Origin of the sequence: Truepera sp. (genome assembly GCA_032027045.1) — a bacterium.
Lineage (GTDB): Bacteria > Deinococcota > Deinococci > Deinococcales > Trueperaceae > JAAYYF01.
On the sequence record JAVSMU010000001.1, the window covers coordinates 2880728 to 2900970 of the forward strand.

Genomic DNA, 20243 nt, shown 5'->3' on the forward strand with positions numbered 1-20243 from the left:
TCGGTAAGTTCCTGGCGGAGTCGTCTGCGACAATGTGACGAACCTGGGCCTCTAGCCGCTCGGACTCTCGCATGGAGATCACTCGCGACCCGCACGACCGCCGCGACGGAGCGAACAAGGCACGCTTGCTCCAGAACACGCAGACCCGTGTTCTCGAGCTGATCGCCGGCGGCGCCGAGCTGAGCGAGGTCCTCGACCAGATCACGCGGTTCCTGGACCAGCAACTGGACGGCGTGCGCACCTCGGTCTTGCTGCTCGATAACAAGGGCCACCTCTACGGCTCGGTGGCGCCGAGCCTGCCGGCGGAGTTCAATGACGAGCTCTGCAGCCGGCCCATTGGGCCCGACGTGGGCTCATGCGGCGCCGCCGCCTACTTGGGAGAAGAGGTGGTGGCAACCGACATCGCAACCGACCACCGCTGGGAGAGCCTGCGCGAGGTGCCCCTGGCTCACGGGCTGCGGGCCTGCTGGTCGACGCCGCTGCTCACCCCTGAACGCGCGGTGGTCGGCACCTTCGCCGTTTACTACGTCGAGCCCCGGGGGCCGACCGCCGAGGAGCGCGCCTACGTGCGCGTGGCGGCTCACCTGGCCGAGGTCGCCGCCACGAGCCGCCGCCGCCTAGAGGACCTTCACGAGCGCGAGCGGAGCCTCGAGCGTATGGCGGAGTTCCGCCGCGGCATCATCCAGGTGATGGAGCAGGGCCTGCTCACCGCCTATGGCCCGGGCCTCTACCAGCGCATGCTCGATCAGGCGGTGCAGTCGATCCCGGGAGCGCAGGCGGGTTCGTTGCTGCTGCGCGGCGACGACGGGCGCTACGGCCTGGCGGCCGTGAACGGCTACGACTACGAGGCCATCGGCAAGGTGCGCTTCTCCGCCTCTGGAGTGGGCTTCGGCCACCCCCATGGTGACCCGCACCCACGGATAGTCGTGGCCCCCGAGATGGACACGCACCTGACGCCGGCGGAAGTGGAGGCCCTCGTGGCCCATGGACGCGCCGAAGAGATACGCGCGGCGCTCGTCGTTCCGATCTCGGTGGACGGCTCGCCGGCGGCCGCCTTCCTCACCCTCGACAACTTCAGCAGCGCCGAAGACTTCACCAACGAGTCCGTCGAGGCCGCGCGGCTGTACGCCGGTTATGCCGGCCTGCTCATCAAGCGGGCGACCCTCGAGGAGAGCCTGCGGCGCTCCGCCTTCACCGACTCGCTGACGGGCCTACCCAACCGGGCGCACTTCCAGGAGTTCCTCGAGGAGGCCCTGGCCGAGGCGGCCGCGACGGAGACGGAACTGGCCGTGCTGTTCCTCGACCTCGACAACCTGAAGCCGGTGAACGACTCGCTCGGGCACCCCGCGGGCGACAGGGTGCTGGTGGCCGTTGCCAAGCGCCTGGGCGACTGCCTCGCGCCGGGGCAGGTGCTGGCGCGCCTCGGCGGTGACGAGTTCACGATGTTGGTGAGTGGCACCGATGCGAGGGTGGCCGCCGACGAGTTGGCGGAGCGCGCCTCGCGGGCCTTCTCCGACCTCTTCCAGATAGGCGAGCACCTCGTGAACGTCACGGCCAGCATCGGCGTCAGCACCTACCCGCACGATGGGAGCAGCGCCGAGGGACTGTTGCGGCGCTCCGACATCGCCATGTACCACGGCAAACAGCGCGGCAAGAACCGCCTCGTTCACTTCACTCCCGAGATGGAGGAGGCCACCGCCGGCCGCCTGAGGCTCGAGGAAGCGCTTCGCGGGGCGCTCGAACAAGATCGGGTGCTGCTCCACTACCAGCCGCGCATAGACACCAGGAGCGGGCAGATCATGTGTCTCGAGGCGCTGGTCAGGTTGCAGGTCCCGGGCCGCGGGCTCGTGCTGCCGGGCGAGTTCATGGCGCTCGCCGAGAGCACCAACCTCATCCACCCGCTGGGGCGAAGGGTGCTCCACCTGGCCCTGCGCCAGCTAAGCGACTGGCGCGACCGCGGGCTCACCGGCTTCCGCGTGGCAGTCAACCTCAGCGCCAGCGAGGTGACGATGCCGGACCTGGTCGAACGAGTGGCTGCGGCACTCGAGAGCGCCGGCCTGGGCCCGGAGACCCTCGAACTCGAGGTCACGGAGCGGGTGGCCATGACCGACGTGCTGGGCGGCGTGGCGAGGCTGTCGGCGCTGCGCGCCATGGGGGTGCGCGTTGCCCTCGACGACTTCGGGGTCGGCTACTCGAACCTGTCGTACCTGCGGAGTTTCCCGATCGACACGCTGAAGGTCGACGGTGCCTTCATGAACGAGATCGGCCTGGAGGACCTGGCCGGCGGCGAGGAGCGGAATGCCGATCGACAGGTTGGCGCGGCCATAGTGCGGGCAATCGTCACGCTCGGCAAGAGCATGGGCCTTACCGTGGTGGCGGAGGGCATAGAGAAGCGCTCGCAGTGGGAGGCCGTGCGAACGCTCGGTGCCGACGAGGCGCAGGGCTACCTCATCTGTAGGCCCGCCCCCGCCGAGGAGCTGGGCGGCCTCCTGGCGCGCGGCAGCGTCCAGGTTTAGTGGACAACGAGGGACGAGGGCATGGAGTACAGGAACGTAGGCCGCACCGGAGTCAAGGTCTCGAGCATCTGCCTCGGCACCATGACGTTCGGGGGCGAGGCGAACGAGGAGGAGTCGAGGCGCATCTTCGGGCGGAGCCTGGACGCCGGCGTCAACTTCATCGACACCGCGGACGTCTACAACGCCGGCCGCACCGAGGAGATCGTGGGGGGCCTGATCAGGGGGCGGCGTGACGAGCTCGTCATCGTCAGCAAGGTCTTCGGGCGCAGCTTCCCCGGCGTCAACGCCGGCGGTTCGTCGAGGCGGCACATCGTGCGCGCCGTGGAGGCGTCGCTAAAGCGCCTGGGCACCGACAGGCTCGACTTCTACCTGCTGCACCAGTTCGACGCGGCCGTGCCGCTGGAGGAGACCCTGAGCGCGCTCGACGACCTCGTCAGGCGCGGCCTCGTCCTCTACGTCGGGGCCAGCAACTTCGCCGCGTGGCAGTACATGAAGGCCCTCGGCATCTCCGAGCGGCGCGGCCTGGAGCGCTTTTCGCTGATCCAGCCCATGTACAACCTGGTGAAACGCCAGGCGGAGGTCGAGATCCTCCCCATGGCCAAGTCGGAGGGGCTCGGCGTCATGACGTTCAGCCCGCTGGGGGCGGGGCTGCTGAGCGGGCGTTACGCCGCTGCCGGCGCCGCCGGGCGGCTGACGGAGAACGAGCGCTACAAGCGCCGCTACGGCCAGGAGGGCTACGAGGAGACGGCGGAACGCTTCGTGGAGTACGCGAAGCGCGGCGGCGTAAGCCCCGTGACGCTGGCGGTTGCCTGGTGCACCTCGCACCCGGCGGTCACGGCGGCCATCGTGGGCGCGCGCAGCGTGGAGCAGTTGGAGCCTTCGCTGGCGGCCGCCGAGTTCGTGATGGCAGGGGCAATGCGCGACGAGATCACGGCGCTCTCCCCCGAAGTGCCCCTGGCGCACGACCGGCGCGAGGAGGCCTCATGACCCGCCAGCGGTACGACATCGTCGTCATCGGCGCCGGCACGGCCGGCCAGGTCATCGCGCACAAGACGGCGGCTGCCGGCAAGAGCGTCGCCATCATCGACACCCGACCGTATGGTGGCACCTGCATGCTGCGGGGCTGCGACCCCAAGAAGGTCCTCGTGGGCGCCGCCGAAGTCACCGACTGGGCGCGCCGCATGAGGCCGAACGGCGTTACCGGCGAGCTGGCCATCGATTGGCCGGCGCTCATGAGCTTCAAGCGCACCTTCACCGATAACGTGCCCGGTAGGGTCGAGCGCTCCCTCGAGAAGAGCGGCGTAACCACGCTGCACGGCGGCCCCCGGTTCAAGGGCCCGAACGAACTGGAGCTGGATGGCTGCATACTAACGGCCGAGCACATCGTGTTGGCGGTCGGCGCGCGGCCGCGCACGCTAGCGTTCCCGGGGGCGGAGCACCTCGTCACCAGCACCGACTTCCTCGACCTCGACGACCTTCCCAAACGCGTCGTTTTCGTGGGTGGCGGCTACGTGTCGTTCGAGTTCGCGCACGTAGCCGCGCGCGCCGGCGCCATGGTCACCGTTCTCGACCGCAACGAGCGTCCCCTGCCGGGCTTCGAGCCCGCGCTAGTGGACTCGCTGGTGCGGGCGAGCCGCGCCGTGGGCATCGACGTTCAGCTGGAACAGGACGTAACCAAGGTCGAACGTTCGGGTTCGGCCTTCCGGGTGAGCACCAGCGGCGGCGCCACGATCAACGCCGATCTCGTGGTGCACGGGGCAGGGCGGGTGCCCGAGCTCGACGGGCTGGGCCTCGAGGCCGCTGGTATCGCCTTCGACGCGGAGCGCGGCGTGAGCGTGGACGATCACCTGAGGTCGACCACCAACCCGAGCGTTTACGCGGCCGGCGACGGCGCCGACACCGCGGGCTGGCCCCTGACCCCCGTGGCCAGCCACGAGGGTTACGTCGTGGCCGCCAACCTCTTGGGCAAGGACGCGACGCCCGACTATCGCGGCACGCCCAGCGTGGTCTTCACGGTCCCTGCCCTCGCGCGCGCCGGCCTGCTTGAGAGCGAGGCCCGCGCGCGCGGCCTCGAGGTCACCGTCCGTCACGCCGACACGCACGACTGGTACTCGGCCCGCCGCACCGGCCAGGAACACGCCGGCTACAAGGTCATCGAGGAGAGGGCCACTGGCCGCATCCTCGGCGCCCACCTGCTGGGCGACCGCGCCGGCGACGTGATCGACATCTTCGCCCTGGCGATCCGCCACGGCCTCACGGCGCAAGACCTCAAGAGGAGCATCCTCGTCCACCCCAGCGAGGCCTCGGACGTGGCCTACATGGTTTGAGCGTCCGCCCCGCGGCGTGCGCATCGCGAACGCGCCACCCCAACGTGCGGTTCGCGGCTAGGCTTCGGCTCTACCACGTGCTCGGTAGGGCGGGGGACCTCATCCGTTCGAGGACGACCATTGGCAAAGGCCGGGGAGGCCAAGGAGACTCGGGCTAGTTCACTGGGTCGGGTCGAGGTAGCCGCCGAACGGGTAATCGAGCGGCACCTGGGTTCCTCCGATGACGCGCGAGGGCGCCACGTCACCGTCGAGCGTCGAGGCTTTGTCGTAGATCTTCACGCTGTCGCCGTCGGCGTCGATGACCACCAGCCTGTCGTTGGCGACGTCGTAAGCGACCTGTGAGGCGCCGACGATCGGGTGCGCGGGGCCGCCGATGCTTCGAGCGGGCGCAACCAAGCCACTCGCCGTGGAGGCATTAGCGATCACGTAGACTCCCACACCGGTCTTCTGGTCGCCGAGGTAGAGCTGGTCACGTGAGGCGTCGTAGGCCATGCCCCAGAAGAAGTCGGTGGGCCCATCGACGGTGATGGTCCGGTCCGGCGCCACCTCGCCGTCGATCTGGGACGCGTTGTCGTAGATCCCCACGAGCGTCGCGTCGGCATTGGAGAAGAAGACCCGGTCGGCGTCGACGTCCAGGGCGAGCCGAGGGTTATCGGTGTCGAACATGACGTCGAGGCTTGGCCCCGCCACGAGGCGGGTCGGCTCCGTGCCGGCTGGGGCCGTCGAGGCCCCCTCGTAGGCAGCGAGTGCTCCGTCGAGTATCACGTAAAGGGTGTCACGCGTATGGTCGTAGGCCATTCCGCCCGGGTCATCGTAGGTGAGGGTGGAGAATGACGTGCCCGTGACCTCACCGCTCGCGGTGGAGATGTTGTCCAACCGGAAGATCCTGGGCGTATTGAAAGCCGTGCTGATGAACGCCATGTCTAGAGCGGGCGCCAGCGTCATGTCGAAGAACTCCGAGGTGGTTCCGGCGATAGTGAAGCTGCGGTCGGGAGCGACGTTGCCGCCGACGGTGTCGAGGTTGCCATAGACGTGGACCGTCGTGTCGAACACGTACAGGGTTCCCGGGGCAGTGATGGTGACCGAGGCGCTGGCCTTCTCGCCAGGATCGGTCTCGTTCGTGGCAGTGACCGTCACCGTGGGCTCGAGCGGCACGCGCGTGGGGGCCTGGTAGCGACCCGCCGCGATGGTGCCCGTTGCCGCCGCCCCACCCGCTACGTCATTCACGGCCCACTCGACGGGGCCGGCGAAACCCCCCGCGCTGAACGTAACCCCGGTGCCTACGCGGACATCGACGGGGCCCGCCGGCGTGAGCGCCGGGCCGGTCGGAGGGCGTTGGGAGGGAGAGCACGCTGCGACGATGAGGACTGCGGCAGCGGCGAACGACAGCAGGGGTAGGCGAAAGCGTTTCATGCCACCAGCTTGGCCGGTGGTGGGTAAATTACGACTTAACTTGGGGCGGCGCCGATGAGGCGTGCAGGCAAAGGGGGTGCAGGGCGGCGTCGGTGATTCGTGCTACCCCATGCTGGGCGCATTATCGGTGCGACTGCGAAGGCAAGTGTCACGAAACGGTAAGAGTCGGCAGATCCGTTGCGGCGATTCGGCGCCCGGTCGACGTCGTCGTGCTCCGAAGACTTGGGGCCCTATGTCGGGGTGGGGGGTGCAATCTTGGCAGTAATGGTGTAGAGTGCGTTGTTCCCAGAAAGCTGAATCAGTTTTCTTGTAACTCGGGCCAAGTGGCTCGGAAATTCAAGCGCTAAACAGAGCTTTAGCAGTAAGGCAAGACAACATGGCAACAGGCAAAGTCAAGTGGTTCAACGGCGAAAAGGGCTTCGGCTTCATCGAACAGAGCGACGGCGGCAAGGACGTTTTCGTTCACTTCTCCGCCATCCAGGGTTCCGGTTTCCGTAACCTCAACGAGGGCGACGAGGTCGAGTTCCGCGTCGAGCAGGGCCAGAAGGGCCTACAGGCCGTGGACGTCACGGTCACCAAGCCCGCAAGCAACTACTGATCTAGAGCTGATTCACCGCGCGTTGCGGCGCCCCGGGCCCAAGGCCTTGGAGAACCGCGACCGTTAGGTTAAACCCAGCGCCGGGGCCCCACTTGGGGCCCCGGTTCTTCTATCGCGTATCGGCGCTCGGGCTGGGTCTGCTCGGTCGAGGGGGAACGTTCGGTAGTGCGCGATCGTTCGGTCGAGGGGGAACAATTGGACGAGCGAGAACATCTGATCGTGCGGGATGTTCCGGTCGGGCCGGCTTGTTCAGTCGAGCGGGATGACGAAGTCGAGCAGCGGCGCGTACTGCTGGGCGCCGAAGATGTCGCCGTCGCCGGCGCTGCCGCTGGGTCGCGAGCGCAGGATCGTGAACTTGATGGCGAACGCCGGGTCGTAGGTAACGAAGTCGGTGATGCGCGCGGGGTCTATGCGGTAGAGCTTGGCGACCGACTCGCGGTTGATGACGCCGCTGCGCTTCACCATCTCGTAGTTGTCGCGGTCGTTGAAGATGATGTCGAAGGTGATGCGGTCGACGCCGGCGTTCTTGCTGCGCACGGTCTTGGCCAGCTCCGAAAGGGGCTTCGTGGTCCGGTCGCTCATCGGGCTACCTCCGGACTGCGGGCCGCACCGGCGCCTGCGGGAGTAGAGGCGCTCACTTCGGTGGTGTGCAGGTCGAAGAGTTCCATGGGATCTTCCACCCCGATGGTGTGGTTCAGGGTCCAGCGGTAGGCGGCCCCAACCCTGACGACCTCGTCGAGCGGGAAGGCCACGCCGCCGGCCGTGCCCTTCACGTCGGGGAGCCGCGCGTAGAACATCTGTCGGGTTCCGGTGAGGGTGAGTTCTTCCGCCATCTCGGCGGTCGGCGCCACGCCGAACACCATGATCCCCAGCTCGTGGCCGGTCTGATCGCGTAGCGGCTCGAGGTCGCCCATCACCCCGTCGCGGCCGTACACCTGGTAATGGAGCTCATAGCCGCCGGTGGCCGGGTCGCCGAAGCGCTCCACCACTTGCTGCTTGGCCCAGTCGATGACCTCGTCTATGCGCTCGATGGTGTACGGGTCACGCACGCCCGCGAAGCCCATGAAGCGTTCACCGACCTTACCCGAACCTTCGAGCTTGACGCGGACGTGTTCCGAGGGCTCGAAGCGCGGACCCGTGACCCGCGTCGTCTTGGGGTCGAACTGTTCGTAGTGGCAGTCGGTCATGTCGAGGGTACCGCCCGCGACGTGTTCGAAGTAGGGGTTCGAGCGCTCGTACATGGCGTGCCCGGCGACCGACGCGATGGTGCAGCGTTGGTCGGGGTGCATGGCCGTCACCTTCACGTCCTCATGGCTGATCTCGCCGATGACGGTCTCTTTGCCGGCGTACGGCTCGGCGTTGAAGGAAGCGCACTCGAGGACCTTGCCAAGGTAGTACGACAGGTTCTCGGGGTAGCCGGCGCGGATCGCCGGGCCGGCGAAGATGGCCGCGTCCGAGCTGCGCCCACCGATGATCACTTCGGCGCCGCGGTTGAGCAGCTCGATGTACGGGTGCACGCCCGCCACGGCTACCACGCGGTCGGTGGCTTCTAGTTCGTCCAGTGTGAGGTCGTCGCGCCCGTCGAGGCCCGTGACGGCGTCGCCGGCCTGCATCCTCGTCCGGAGGTACTCCTTAGGCACCTCGGAGTAGAAGTAGCCCAGGCGGAACGGCGCGAGCCCGTGCTCCGCCGCGATGTCGCGGATCATCTGGACGTAGAGGTCTACGCGGCTGTTGCTGCCGGTGTCGCCGGCCGAACCGATGATCATCGGCACGCCGAGCCGCCGAGCCGCGACGAGCATCTTCTCGAGGTCGTGGCGCTGCCACTCGGCGGGGCTCGTCGAGGTGTCGCTCCCCAGGGGGCCGGGGCCGATGTCGTCGGAGCCGGAGTCGGCCAGGATGAAATCGGGGCTCGTGGCGACGCCCAGGTCGAAACTACCGACCTTGATGGGCGCGAAACCCAGGTGTCCGTTCGGACAGAGGAATCTGAGGGTCGAACCGGAACTGCTGCTCATGGCGGGTCCTCTCGCGAGCCGGTGTCGTGAAGGCGAGACCCCACGACAAGCCCTGTTGCAAGATTCCCCATCTTACATCAATTGTTGCAGAAACGGTAGCTTGCTCGGACAATGGCGTCGGCCCGGAAGCGAGCGTTCACCTTGAGTTGGCCGATGACCCTGCCCGGTATCCTCAGCCTTGCGACGACGCAGAGCGTCGAGCTGCCCGGCGACGGGCTAATGAACGCTTTCGGCCCGCGACGGCGCGGGAGACAGGACTGCCATGAGAATCGAACGCATCGAACTGCGCGAAGTGGCCTTGAGCCTCAAGTTCCCGTTCCGCACGAGCTTCGGAGTCGAGCAGCACCGCCGCATCGTGCTCGTCACGCTTTACGGCGGCGGGGTGGAGGGCATCGCCGAGTGCGTTGCCGGCGAGTACCCCGGCTACTCCTACGAGACGGTCGACACCGCCTGGAGCGTGATCGAGCAGTACATCGCGCCGCTGGTCCTGGACCGTTCGTTCGCCACCGCAGCGGAGCTGCTGCACGAACTGCGCTACATCCGCGGGCACAACATGGCGGTCGCCGCCGTGGAGATGGCTTTCTGGGACCTGCAGGCAAGGTTGCTCGGCGTGCCGCTCTGGCAACTCCTCGGTGGCCGCGAGCGCGATATCCCCGTCGGCATCTCGCTCGGCATCCAGGATTCGATCGAGGAAACGGTCGAGTTGGCGGTCATGAACGCCGAGCTCGGCTACCGGCGCGTGAAGCTGAAGATCGCCCCCGGTTGGGACGTGGAGATGGTGGGCGCGGTGCGTGCGGCGCTGCCGGACATGGACCTGTCGGTCGACGCCAACTCGGCCTACCGCCTAAACGACGCCCCGCGCCTACAGGAACTCGACCAGTTCGGGCTGGCTTACATCGAGCAGCCGCTGGCGTACGACGACCTCATCGACCACGCTGAGTTGCAGTCGCAGTTGAGCACGGCCATCTGCTTGGACGAGAGCATCCACTCGGCCGAGGACGCGCGCAAGGGCCTGGCGATCGGGGCCGGGCGTGTCATAAACGTCAAGACCGGGCGCGTGCGCGGCTACCTGGCCGCGCGCATGGTTCACGACGTGGCCAAGACGTTCGGGGCGCCCGTGTGGTGCGGCGGCATGCTCGAGAGCGGCGTCGGCCGCGCGCACAACCTCCACGTCAGCACGCTCGACAACTTCACGCTGCCGGGCGACACCTCCAGCTCCAGCCGCTACTGGCACGAGGACATCGTGGAGGAGCCCCTCGAGGCAGTCAACGGGGTGCAGCAGGTGCCCAGCGGCGCGGGCATAGGCGTGACGCTCAAGCGCGACATGGTCGAGAGGATCACGCAGCGAGTGCAAGCGCTGAAGCCCGACTGAAGGTCAGGGTATTCGGCTTGTGCTGCCGCTGGCCGCCGGACGGCCGGCATAGCATTTCAGGGACCGCCGCCTACGGCGCGAAGGCCTGGATCTCCTGCCACGCCACCCACGACACGCTGCTGGTGGTGAGTACGCGCAGGTAACGCACCGTCGGCGGCGTCCCGAAGGTGTGCACCAAGACGGCCCCGTCGGCGGTGGTTCCGCTGAAAGTGTGCAGCAAGCTTGTGGCGGGGCTCGTCGCGCCGCCGTACAGTTCGTGGACCGTATGCCCGGCGGGGTACTGCGCCACGGTCAGTCGGACCGAGCCGAGCTCGACCGGTGCCCCGAAGTCGATCTCGAGCCATTGAGGAGCGTCGTTGCCGGACCCCCACTGTGCGCCCGTGCCGTCGACGGCGTTGGAGGCGGGCTCGTCGGGCAGAGCGTTGGAGGCAATCACCGGCCGCAGGTAGGCAAGGTTCGGGTTGGGCACCGTCACGGGGGAGCAGGGGTCGGGATGAAGCGCCGGAGCCAGCGCCTGGCCCAATGGCGTGCCCTCGCTGCCCCATAGGCCCTCGATGGTGTCGCCATGCCAATGCCAGGTGAGCCAACCGTCGTACACCGACTGGCAACCGTCGTTCTGCCAATCGACCATCGCCTGCGCCGCCACGTACTCGTCCGGGTACTGAGACCGGAACGCCCCGAACTCGCCCATCACGAGCGGTTTCGCCTGGAAGCCGACAGCACCGAAGTTCTCCAGGAGCTTCGCGAGGCTGTAGCCGAGGGGCGCCGGGTACGCGTGCAGGTCGAAGAAGTCCGCCGTCGATTCGTGGATCTCCCGGCTTGTCTCCACGAGCCTGAAATCGCCCGGCCGCCAAGGGTTGGGCGCGTCGGGCGGGAAGAAGCCGATGGAGACGAGGGCCGCGGGCACAACTTCTTTGACGGCCTCTGTGAGCCTATCGGTCCAGTAGATGAGGCCGTCCTCGGCCAAGCGCTTGCGCTCCGAGGGGAGCGCCATGTCGTAGCTGTCGCCGTTGGCCGGGGTGACGGTGCCGCTCGTGAGCGTCCAGGGAAGGTAACGGGTGTCGTAGGAGTGCTCGTTGCGCAACGACAGCGAGAACATTCGGTCTAGCCGCGCGTCGCGCGCAACGAGTTCGCGTAGCAGGTCTTGCAGGTACTGCCGGTAGGCGTCGATGCCCGTGGCGGTGAGGAAGGTGGCTTCGCCCGCCGAGATGGTGGCGGTCTCGCCGCTGTAGCCGTACTCGAGGTAGTAACCGATGTCGGGCAGCGTGTTGGAGGTGATCCACACGTACATGTCGGTGTCGGCCGCGAGCTGCAAGAGGTCGGCGATGTTGTCGAGGTAGGCGGCGTTCAGGACGCGGCCGGTGGCGCCGTACGGGTAGATGCAATCGAGCGCCCCGCAGGTCTCCAACATCACACGCACGGCGTTGTAACCCAACGCGTGCATGGCCTCGAGGTCGCCGCGGATGTGCGCCTGATCGTACGCCGCCGGGGAGAGCACCATGTCGTGGTCGACGACGCCGAACACCGGGTCGTCGATATGCCGGAACTCCACCAGGTTGTGGCCCCGCGGGGTGAAGCGCACCCCCGTCACGGTGTCGTAGAACTCCGCAACTCCGCCGATGGTGCGGATCTGGATGCGCGCCGGACGCGCCTGTGGAGGTGGTTTGGCCGGCCCACAGGCCACGAGCGTGCTTACGAGGGCGAGCGCGAAGACGGCCGAGCACACTCTGCCCGCGCTAGGGCGGCGACCTGACCAGGTGTTGCTACGCCTCGGATAAGGTGCCATGTACCCTCCCTGCTGCCACGCCTTACGGTGTGGTCATGTTAGCGCGGGGCAGGGAACAAGCGGCACTATGCGTCAGGTTACGAAGACGATGCCGACGGGCAACGCCACCGCGATTGCAACTACCACCGCGGTGACGGACGCCCTCGGCGTCGATGCGCTACTCGGGTTGCGGGGCGATGGCCGGCGTTACTCCACGATGACGGGGGCGTGCATGCCGTCCTCGTAATGGCCCGGCTGGAAGCAACCGATCTCCCAGGTTCCGGCGGCCGAGGCAGGCAGGCTGAAGAATATGCTGGCGGTCGCGCCGGGCTGGAGCTCTACCTCGGTCAGCGTTTCGCCTTCGACCTTCGTGTCCGAGGTCTCGATCTTCCACTCCACACCATTCAAGAGTGGGGTCTGGTAGTCGTGTGGGTGACCGTCCTTGGTGCCCGGATCGCGGCCGATCTGCACCTCATGCATCATCGAATCGCTGTTGTGGAGCTGGATCTCGTAATCCACACCGGTCTGCAGGTGGATGGGGGCGTTCTGTTCCTGCCCGGCGAGCTGGAAGTAGAACTGTCCGACGTCGATCTTGAGAACCTGGGGCGCATCATCGGCCAACGCGACGGAGAAGGGCAGCACCATCAGTGCCAAGAGGGCGGCCAAGATGCCGACACGGTGGCGCGGGATACGACGGTAGTTTGTAGCATAGGCTTCGTACATGCTGCGTTCTCCATTCTGGTGGGCGTTGAGTCACTAGAACGAAACACACCCATCTCCAATGGAAACCATAGCTTCGGTAGTTCAATCCTTCAGTGCGGCATGCGCAACGAGGTGTGGCCGGTCGAGTTCTAGTTCATGTCGTGCTACTGGGCACCTCTCACGCCTCGCGGATGACCAGCGTGGCCCAGGTGTAGAGCGGTGGAAGAGCGAAACTGCTGCGGCCTTGCCCGTCTGAGGTAACCGTCAGGACCGTAGGACCACCCGCCCTGTCCGGAGTCGACCACGTTGCACGCGCACGCCGCAGGAACGGTAGGAGTGTCAACGTCAGGCCGTCCACGACCGGCGGGTCGTCGTGGGGCGCGTTCCAGGCCTCGCTTTCCAAACCAAGGAGGTTCACGAGATTTAGGATCCAGGTCCCAGGCTCGGCGGCCGTGACGTGGAGCCATACGGCTCCTGCTTCGGGTACGGCAGACACGGGCGCTCCATCGAGCTCGAGTTCCGCGTTCGCTCCCGTTGCGTACGTACGGCTCAGATCCACCAGCTTCGGGTCGAAGAGGTAGTGGTGCAGAGCCGCACTGTGGTCGTAGTACCGGCGCATCCGCGCCACCCCTTCAGACGAAAGGTGCCCATGGTTGGGATAGTAAGGGTCCCGCAGCACTCCGTTCCCTTCCCCCAGCAGGAGATGGTGTGCGCCGGAGCTGTTGATGACAGCAGTGGCGAGCCTGCCAGAGGCCTCTGCTCGTGGTCCGCCCTCCGTGAACGAGTTCAAGTACGCGGCCAGCACGACCTGCTTGCCCGAGAGATCACGAGCGCGCGTCGCCAGCGACGCGAGGTCCCGGAAGCGATCGTGCGGTGCCCACACCTCGATGTAAACGGCGGCCTGCCGGGAGGTCGCTACGGCGTCGATTGGCCAATCGTTGACCGCGTTGAACAGGACGCGGGCCTGCGGGTCGGCAGCACGTGCCTTGCCGTCAGCCGCGTCGATCAGGTCCCGCAGCGCCGGCGCCAAGTCCACGGCGCCGCCGTCGGCGTCGAACGCCCGCTTGGGGGAGCCGTACTGATCCATGTGGATGCCAACGAAACCGAGCTCCATCACAGCGCGCTCGTACTCGGCGAGCAGGCGCTCGCGCCATGGGCCGGGGCGGGGGTCGGTGATGAAGAAGCGCTCGGCTAGGGCGTGGCGTTCGCCTGCCGCGTCTCGAAGCACCTCGCCGTCGTGGTCGTCGGCGTACTCGCGCTCCGCGCCGTACACCGCCCCATACGCGATTGGCGCGATGCCGTGCTCTTTGCAAGCTTCGATCCGGCGACGTACCGTTTCGAGCGACAGGGTACGCCCCATCGCGTCAGTGAAGAGGTCCTCGGGCGGCAGGTACTCATAGTGCCGGTACATCCAGTCGTAGAACTGAAGTGCGGTGAGGTGGAAGCGGGTGAGGTCGGCGATGGCGTCAAGGCGGTCTTGCGCAGGAGCGAACTCGCTCAGGAAGCCGTAGCGTGGAGCGAGGCTCCAATGGCTGATGACGAGCAGGGCGCCGACGGCATCGAGCGCTTGGGGTGGCGACTCATCGTCGTCGCCCATGGTTGCCGAGTCGGTCGGGCCGGCGTCGGCCTTGGGTCGCGGCATCAGGGCTGCCCGGAGGTGGTATCCGCGCGCATCGACCGATGGAGCCGTCAGCAACATCTCGACCGTCTGCGTGCCCGGCTCGAGACCTAGCGTTCGCTCGCTGGTGGCACGCTCCTCGCCCTGGTCCTCGAGCGTCACCCGCAAGGTCATGGTCGCCGAGCTCGTTCCAAGGTTCTGGATGACAACGCTGATTCGCCCGCACTCTCCCGGTTGCCACGCTCCCTTCTCGGCGATCACCTCGATCACACGGACTTGCTCCAGAGCCGTTCGGGAGCCGCTCACACGCGCTCCTGGTAACGCCTTGACAGGCTCAGGTACGAGGCGTGGGACCAGAGCAACGGGCAGGCGCTCTTTCCCCATCGGACGTTCCATTCCTGTATCCGGTCCGGTGCCAGCAGGTGTTGCGCGACCTGCTCGGGAAGGGCGCCTTCGGGCGTGGCCTGCGCCTCGATCCAGCACAACAGCCGATCCGCCTCGGCCTGCTCGCCAAGGGCGAGGTGAGCCTCGGCGAGCGCGGCTGTGAGTAGCACCCAGCTCCCGCCCCCGTAGAAGGTGTCTTCGCGGTACCGTTTCACGCCGCCGTCAGGATCCTGCAGTTCGGAGCGAACGCGCCGGATGGTGCCGCGAGCGAGAGCGTCGGTGATGGGCACGACGCGGTAAGTGAGGGGTAACCACAAGAGGTTGGCGTCCACGGAGGTACTGCCAACATCTTTGACGAAGCTCCCGTCCAGCACTCCGTGTGTGAGGACGAAGGACCGAATGGTGTCGGCGACACCATTGAGGGCGTCATCGTGCAGGAGAGATGCCGCCGCACGGATTCCGGCCACGAGCGCGCCGAGCGTGGACGGATGGAGCAGTTCGGGATGCTCCTCCCAGCAATCGAAGTTTGGCTGCGACCAGACGGCGCAGAGATAGTCGGCGAGGCGCCGCACGACCGACCTCTCAACGTCCGTCAGGCTGCGAGCGGCCCCTTGACGATGTCGCCCGTAAGCCCAGAGCCATGTGCCGAAGCCGTCGAGCTGGAAGTTGGGCCAGTCCTCGTCGCCAGCGCTTCCGTCCGGCCGATAGCGCGTATGCAAACGCTGATGGGCCTCCAGTCTGGGCCCGGGCACGACGGTACCAAGCTCGCTCAGCGCTCTATCGAGCGTGGAGACGACCCATTGGTGGAACGCGGCCGCACTGTCTGTGCGACCCCAGTCATCCATGGCGGTAGCGATGAAGGAACCGTCACGAAACCAGCTGTAACGGTAGGTAGGGAAGTTCGGGGCCGCCAGGTAGGCACCCTCACTCGTCTGACCGGCTTCGATGATGGCGAGACTGGCTTTGATGAGGCGTTGGTCGGGTTGTGTCACACGTTCTCCTAGGGTCGACTCTCGGCAGTTTTCGCGGCATCTAGGTCGTTGAAGTGTCGGCCAACGAGCGATGGCGGCGATGACCGCGAACCTTCTCCATGCGCGCGGGTCCGCGCCTGAAAGCGGACATGAAAGCGGATCAGCCCTTGAGCCCAGACGTGGAGATCCCCTCGATGAAGTGGCGCTGAAGGATGACGAACATCGTGACGACAGGGACGAGCGCGATGAGGCTGGCCGCGAAGACCATTCCCCATTGGGTGAGGTGTTGGTTCTGGAACAGCGCGATCGCGACAGGCAGGGTGCGGCGGGCCGTCTCCTTGATCGCAACGTGCGCCCAAGGGAACTCGTCCCAGCTGTACAGGAAGGTGAAGATGGCCACCACGGAAAGCCCAGGGCGTGAGAGTGGCAATACGATGCGCCAGAAGATGGTCCACCGTGACCCCCCATCGATCAGCACGGCTTCTTCGAGGTCGTGGGGGATGTCCTCGAAGAAGCCACGCAAGAGGAATGTCTGCATGCTAAGGCTCATGCTGATGTACACGAGCACCAGGCCCCAGAGGTTGTTGAGCAGATGGAACTGCTTGGCCACCAGGAACTGCGGGATGATGAGCATGACCGGCGGGATCATCATGCCGGTAAGGAGCAGGTTGAAGGCGACTTCACGTCCACGGAAGCGAAGCCGGGCGAAGGCGTAGGCGAGGAGGGCGGAAATCAGCACCGTTGCCACGGTGGTCACCACCGCCACGAACAAGCTATTGAGGAAGTAGAGGGCGAAGCTTTCCAGTCGTAGCACACGACTGTAGTTCGACAGCGTGAATACGCTCGGCAACAACCGAGGTGGGTACTCCAGCGACATGGCCTGCGGCTTGAGTGAGGTGGTGACCATTAGCCAGAACGGCAGCAGGACGATCGGCAACCCAGCCACGAGCAACGCGAACACGAAGACGCGGCGGCGGCGGTCGCGACTACGCATCAGTACTCCGTCCTGCGGCGGAGCAGTCGGATCTGCACGACGCTGATGACAAAGATGAACGCGGCCAGCATGTAGGAGATGCTGGAACCGTAGCCGAACTCCAAGTTCGTGAAGGTCTTCTGATACATCAGCGTCAGCACGAAGTGCGTCAGGCCCATCGGATTGCCACCGTTGGTCAGCAGCAATCCCGAGATGTAGACGTTGAGCGCCCCGATTACCAGCACCACGAGCAAGAACACCAGGGTCGGCCTCAGAAGCGGGAGCGTGATGTAGCGGAAGGTTTGGGCCGGCCCGACACCGTCGACCTCGGCCGCCTCGTAGATGTTCCGGGGCACGCTTTGCAGGGCGGCCAGGAGGATGATGGCCGACCAGCCGACGCCCTTCCAAATCCCCAAGAGGTGCAGCGGTACCATGGCCAAGATCGGATCTGCGAGCCACCGTACAGGGCTGGCGACCAGGTGCAGTACGTCGACCAGCACGTAGTTCACGAGGCCGGCTTGGCTGTTGAACAGGTACTCGAACACCAGGGTCACGATGACCCACGAGGTGATTACCGGAAGATAGGTTGCCACGCGGAAGAAGGTGCGCCCCGGCACCCGCACGTTGAGAAGGACCGCCGCCAGCAGCGCCAGCACGAGTTGAAGCGGAACTGTGACGAGGGCGTACACGATGGTATTGACCACGGCCCGACGGAAGATCGGGTCGGCGATCGCCCGCGCGTAGTTCCCGAATCCGAGGAAGGTACTGCGGGAGGGGTCGATGATGTTCCAGTCGTAGAAGCTGATGCGCGCCGAGTAGAGCAGCGGGATGACGAGGAAGATCGTGAACAGAGCCAGCCCCGGCAGCAAGAAGAGCCAGGCTGACGGTTGCGGACCGAAGATTCGGCGAAGCGTGCGCATGACGGGGGGCCCGGCCGAACGGCCGGGCCCCGGGACTCCCTTACTGCTTGAGTAGCGCGTCGATCTCGACCGCCGCCTGGTCCAGCGCAGCCTGAACGGTCTGGTCGCCACGCAACATGCGTTGGAAGGCGTTGTTGATGGCGTCGTCCATCTGGGACCACTTCGGATGTGGCACCCGAGCTTGGGCCGTCTTGAGCTGCTCGAGGAACACTCCGAAGTATGCCGGCAGGTCAGGGTTGCCGATCAGGTCCGCGCGCGCCGGGATGACCCCCTTGCTGGCGATGGTGAGCTGGGCCTTGGCGCTAGCGAGGTAGCGAACCCACTTCAGAGCTGCCTCGCTTGGCCCGTTCTTGCTGGCGAACGCCACTACGTTCTCGCCACCGACCACGGAGCTGGTGGTGCCGTCCGGACCGGCTGGGATTGGCGCGAAGTTCACCTCGAAGTCCGGGAAGTCAGCCTTGTAGATGTCGACCATCCAGGGGCCGTCGATGATCATCGCGTACTGGCCGGTGCCGTGTCCTTGCGCCGTGCCGATGCCGCCCCCGAGGAGGTTAGGCGACAGGCAACCCTTGTTGTAGAGGTCCACCAGCATCTGGAAGGCCGCGACGCTGTTCGCGCCGTTGACGTAACCATCGGCCGTGGTGATCCCCTCGTCGACGACCTGGCCGCCCATGGCGTAGAAGATCGGCGCCGGTGCCCAGAAATATGTTCCGCCCATGGCGTAGCCGTACTGCTTGTCTCCGTTGGTGAGCTTGCAGGCATCGTCGCTGAACTCGGCCATGGTTGCAGGTGGCCCATCGAGGCCGGCTGCCGCGAAGCCTGCTTTGTTCCACAACAAGACCTGGGTGTTGGTGTCCTGCGGCAGGCCGTAGTAGTGTCCTTGCCATTTGTTGGTGGAGAGCGGCCCGGGGAACATGGCGTCCGCGAGGCTCTGGAAGTCCGGCATCGCGGTGTCGAGTGCAGCGAGGGCGCCAAGATTGGCGAACTCCGGGACCCAGATGATGTCTAGGCGAGCGGTGTCGGGGGCCTCGCCGCCTGCGAGGCTCGTGAGCAGTGCAGACTTGAAGTCGTCGTATGCGTAGCGGGTGGCGTTGACCTTGATTCCAGGGTTGTCAGCCTGGAAGTCGGAGATGACCTGGTTCAGAGCCTCTGTCTCCGCGTCGCTCATCGTGTGCCAGTAGGTCACGGTCTGGGCAGTCGCCACGGCGCTCGTCAAGAGCAGGGCGAGAAGGACGATCGAGAACCGTTTCATGGTGGGCCTCCTTAGGCTCGTTTGGGGTGCCGATGTTGTCCGCTCAACGTGTGTGCTGGTGGATCACCTCCAGGATGCTGGCATTGCTCAGGTACCGGCTGGCGGCGAGGCCGGCGGCGCCGCGCGCCCAGGCCTCATCCCCCAGGGGCTCGACGACGATGTCCAGAGTGTCAGCGAGGTCGCCGAAGCTGTGTCGGCGCAGACTCAGGCGGGCGGTCGGAAGAAGGAAGGGAGCGGCACACGCGCTCTCGCCGCTCAACACGATGAGGCTGGGCGCGAGGATGTTGACGAGGGTGCTGAGCGCGACGCCTAGAGTAGTTCCTGTTACCGCCAGGACGTCCCTTGCCGTCTGGTTCTCTGCGGCTGCCAGGGCGACCAGTTCAGGTATGGAGGCGGGTGCCTCTGCCGGACCGAAACGGAGGCGCGCCTCGCGCAGGATTGCGTCGTCGGAGAGTTGATCCTCCACCGTCTCGGTGTGTCCGCCAACTGAAAAGCTGAGAACGCTATGGCCGAACTCTCCTGCGCCCCCAAGCGGACCTCGGTACACGCTGCCGTTCAACACGATCCCGAGGCCGACGCCTCGACCAAGGGTCACGACAAGGAAGTCCAGGTGGTCACGTCCGGAACCGAACCATGCTTCGGCCACCGCCAGAGCGTTGACGTCGTTCTCGACAGAAACGGGCATGGGAAGGCGTTTACCGACGAGGTCGGCGAGCGGCGCCTCGGACCAGCTCGGAAGCGGGGAGTGGCGTACGCGGCCGGTCTCGTTGTCCACGATGCCGGGGAGGCTGAGGCACAAGCCCACCAGCTCGTTCGTCGGGACGCCTGCTTCCTCAGCCAGCCTTCGGACCCCGTCCGCTATGACCCCCGCAACTGACGCAGGGGCATGGTTTTCGAGCGAGATGCGGGCCGAGGCCCGAATTTCCGCGTGCAAGTTGGTGAGGGCGACGGTGATGGTCTCAGCGCTGAGCTTCACGCCAACCACGTGGGCGTGATCATAATTGACCTCTAGCAGGATAGGTTTGCGCCCAGCTTTGATGGAGACGCCTTCCTCGGCCTCGTAGACGAGGCCTGTACGGATGAGGTCGGCGGTTAGCGACGTAACGGTGGCCGCGCTGAGGCCAGTGGTTCGCGCGAGCTGGTTGCGCGCGATCGGACCTTCTCGGTGAATCAGACCGAAGATCGCCGCGAGGTTGCTGCGACGGAGTTCGTCACGTGATGTTGCGGTGTTGCCGGGATGCGGCATGTACTCCTCGCGACCTCACAAGAATCATTGCTTTAGTAAATAGAACGATAGAGGGTGGACCTTGCCTTGTCAATAGCCAACCTACGTGCACTGCTTCGATGGCGCGCGCGACCCACCCACGACCCACCGATCCACATGCCCTACAGCGTTAGGCGAGGGAGCGACCAGCGCTTG

The 20243-nt window shown here is 66.1% G+C and carries 16 protein-coding genes; 5 read left to right on the plus strand and 11 right to left on the minus strand.

Annotated features, from left to right (window positions below):
• The first annotated feature begins 71 nt into the window (after positions 1–71).
• From ROY82_13020 to ROY82_13030, 3 genes are read left to right on the plus strand one after another with little or no spacing between them, the layout of a single operon-like run.
• The gene (locus ROY82_13020; GenBank protein MDT3683383.1) at positions 72–2516 is read left to right on the plus strand and encodes an EAL domain-containing protein; all 2445 of its coding nucleotides are present in this window, start codon (positions 72–74) and stop codon (positions 2514–2516) included.
• Between the two features lie 21 nt (positions 2517–2537).
• Positions 2538–3503, plus strand: coding sequence for an aldo/keto reductase (locus tag ROY82_13025; protein ID MDT3683384.1), 966 nt, complete (start codon positions 2538–2540; stop codon positions 3501–3503).
• Positions 3500–4843, plus strand: coding sequence for an NAD(P)/FAD-dependent oxidoreductase (locus tag ROY82_13030; protein MDT3683385.1), 1344 nt, complete (start codon positions 3500–3502; stop codon positions 4841–4843). The genes ROY82_13025 and ROY82_13030 overlap by 4 nt, the downstream gene beginning before the upstream one ends.
• A gap of 159 nt (positions 4844–5002) precedes the next feature.
• Here the strand turns inward: ROY82_13030 and ROY82_13035 are convergent, their stop codons facing one another.
• On the minus strand, positions 5003–6256 hold the full coding sequence (locus ROY82_13035; protein ID MDT3683386.1) for a hypothetical protein: 1254 nt from the start codon (positions 6254–6256) through the stop codon (positions 5003–5005).
• Between the two features lie 376 nt (positions 6257–6632).
• Between ROY82_13035 and ROY82_13040 the strand changes: the two genes are divergently transcribed.
• A complete protein-coding gene (locus tag ROY82_13040) occupies positions 6633–6854 on the plus strand; it encodes a cold-shock protein (GenBank protein ID MDT3683387.1) in 222 nt (73 codons plus the stop codon).
• A gap of 249 nt (positions 6855–7103) precedes the next feature.
• On the opposite strand, the gene ROY82_13045 is transcribed toward ROY82_13040, so the two are convergent.
• Both ROY82_13045 and ROY82_13050 read right to left on the minus strand, forming a co-directional pair.
• The gene (locus tag ROY82_13045; GenBank protein ID MDT3683388.1) at positions 7104–7436 is read right to left on the minus strand and encodes a DUF4387 domain-containing protein; all 333 of its coding nucleotides are present in this window, start codon (positions 7434–7436) and stop codon (positions 7104–7106) included.
• A complete protein-coding gene (locus tag ROY82_13050; GenBank protein ID MDT3683389.1) occupies positions 7433–8866 on the minus strand; it encodes an acyclic terpene utilization AtuA family protein in 1434 nt (477 codons plus the stop codon). Before ROY82_13050 ends, ROY82_13045 begins: the two co-directional genes overlap by 4 nt.
• 262 nt (positions 8867–9128) lie before the next feature.
• Between ROY82_13050 and menC the strand changes: the two genes are divergently transcribed.
• Positions 9129–10238, plus strand: a complete 1110-nt coding sequence (menC, locus tag ROY82_13055; GenBank protein MDT3683390.1) for an o-succinylbenzoate synthase — start codon at positions 9129–9131, stop codon at positions 10236–10238.
• A gap of 70 nt (positions 10239–10308) precedes the next feature.
• Here menC and ROY82_13060 read toward each other — a convergent pair whose 3' ends face one another.
• From ROY82_13060 to ROY82_13095, 8 genes are all read right to left on the minus strand, one after another.
• Complete coding sequence (locus ROY82_13060) at positions 10309–11964, minus strand: discoidin domain-containing protein (protein ID MDT3683391.1); 1656 nt, start codon at positions 11962–11964, stop codon at positions 10309–10311.
• Positions 11965–12210: 246 nt separating this feature from the next.
• The gene (locus ROY82_13065) at positions 12211–12726 is read right to left on the minus strand and encodes a hypothetical protein (GenBank protein MDT3683392.1); all 516 of its coding nucleotides are present in this window, start codon (positions 12724–12726) and stop codon (positions 12211–12213) included.
• Between the two features lie 157 nt (positions 12727–12883).
• Positions 12884–14629: a glycoside hydrolase family 66 protein gene (locus ROY82_13070; GenBank protein MDT3683393.1), complete on the minus strand. Its 1746-nt coding sequence runs from the start codon at positions 14627–14629 to the stop codon at positions 12884–12886.
• Positions 14626–15699, minus strand: coding sequence for a glycoside hydrolase family 15 protein (locus ROY82_13075; GenBank protein ID MDT3683394.1), 1074 nt, complete (start codon positions 15697–15699; stop codon positions 14626–14628). The genes ROY82_13070 and ROY82_13075 overlap by 4 nt, the downstream gene beginning before the upstream one ends.
• Before the next feature lie 139 nt (positions 15700–15838).
• Positions 15839–16672, minus strand: a complete 834-nt coding sequence (locus ROY82_13080) for a carbohydrate ABC transporter permease (protein ID MDT3683395.1) — start codon at positions 16670–16672, stop codon at positions 15839–15841.
• Positions 16672–17571 (minus strand): sugar ABC transporter permease, encoded by a 900-nt coding sequence (locus ROY82_13085; GenBank protein MDT3683396.1) that lies wholly within the window; start codon positions 17569–17571, stop codon positions 16672–16674. Before ROY82_13085 ends, ROY82_13080 begins: the two co-directional genes overlap by 1 nt.
• Before the next feature lie 40 nt (positions 17572–17611).
• Complete coding sequence (locus ROY82_13090) at positions 17612–18823, minus strand: extracellular solute-binding protein (protein MDT3683397.1); 1212 nt, start codon at positions 18821–18823, stop codon at positions 17612–17614.
• 43 nt (positions 18824–18866) lie between these two features.
• Positions 18867–20069, minus strand: coding sequence for an ROK family protein (locus tag ROY82_13095; GenBank protein MDT3683398.1), 1203 nt, complete (start codon positions 20067–20069; stop codon positions 18867–18869).
• Between the last annotated feature and the right edge of the window lie 174 nt (positions 20070–20243).

Excerpts from the sequence above, each read along its gene's own strand:
- ROY82_13020 (MDT3683383.1), top strand. The coding sequence starts at position 72 with ATGGAGATCACTCGCGACCCGCACGACCGCCGCGACGGAGCGAACAAG.
- ROY82_13025 (MDT3683384.1), top strand. The coding sequence starts at position 2,538 with ATGGAGTACAGGAACGTAGGCCGCACCGGAGTCAAGGTCTCGAGCATC.
- ROY82_13030 (MDT3683385.1), top strand. The coding sequence starts at position 3,500 with ATGACCCGCCAGCGGTACGACATCGTCGTCATCGGCGCCGGCACGGCC.
- ROY82_13035 (MDT3683386.1), bottom strand. The coding sequence starts at position 6,256 with ATGAAACGCTTTCGCCTACCCCTGCTGTCGTTCGCCGCTGCCGCAGTC.
- ROY82_13040 (MDT3683387.1), top strand. The coding sequence starts at position 6,633 with ATGGCAACAGGCAAAGTCAAGTGGTTCAACGGCGAAAAGGGCTTCGGC.
- ROY82_13045 (MDT3683388.1), bottom strand. The coding sequence starts at position 7,436 with ATGAGCGACCGGACCACGAAGCCCCTTTCGGAGCTGGCCAAGACCGTG.
- ROY82_13050 (MDT3683389.1), bottom strand. The coding sequence starts at position 8,866 with ATGAGCAGCAGTTCCGGTTCGACCCTCAGATTCCTCTGTCCGAACGGA.
- menC (MDT3683390.1), top strand. The coding sequence starts at position 9,129 with ATGAGAATCGAACGCATCGAACTGCGCGAAGTGGCCTTGAGCCTCAAG.
- ROY82_13065 (MDT3683392.1), bottom strand. The coding sequence starts at position 12,726 with ATGTACGAAGCCTATGCTACAAACTACCGTCGTATCCCGCGCCACCGT.
- ROY82_13080 (MDT3683395.1), bottom strand. The coding sequence starts at position 16,672 with ATGCGTAGTCGCGACCGCCGCCGCCGCGTCTTCGTGTTCGCGTTGCTC.
- ROY82_13085 (MDT3683396.1), bottom strand. The coding sequence starts at position 17,571 with ATGCGCACGCTTCGCCGAATCTTCGGTCCGCAACCGTCAGCCTGGCTC.
- ROY82_13090 (MDT3683397.1), bottom strand. The coding sequence starts at position 18,823 with ATGAAACGGTTCTCGATCGTCCTTCTCGCCCTGCTCTTGACGAGCGCC.
- ROY82_13095 (MDT3683398.1), bottom strand. The coding sequence starts at position 20,069 with ATGCCGCATCCCGGCAACACCGCAACATCACGTGACGAACTCCGTCGC.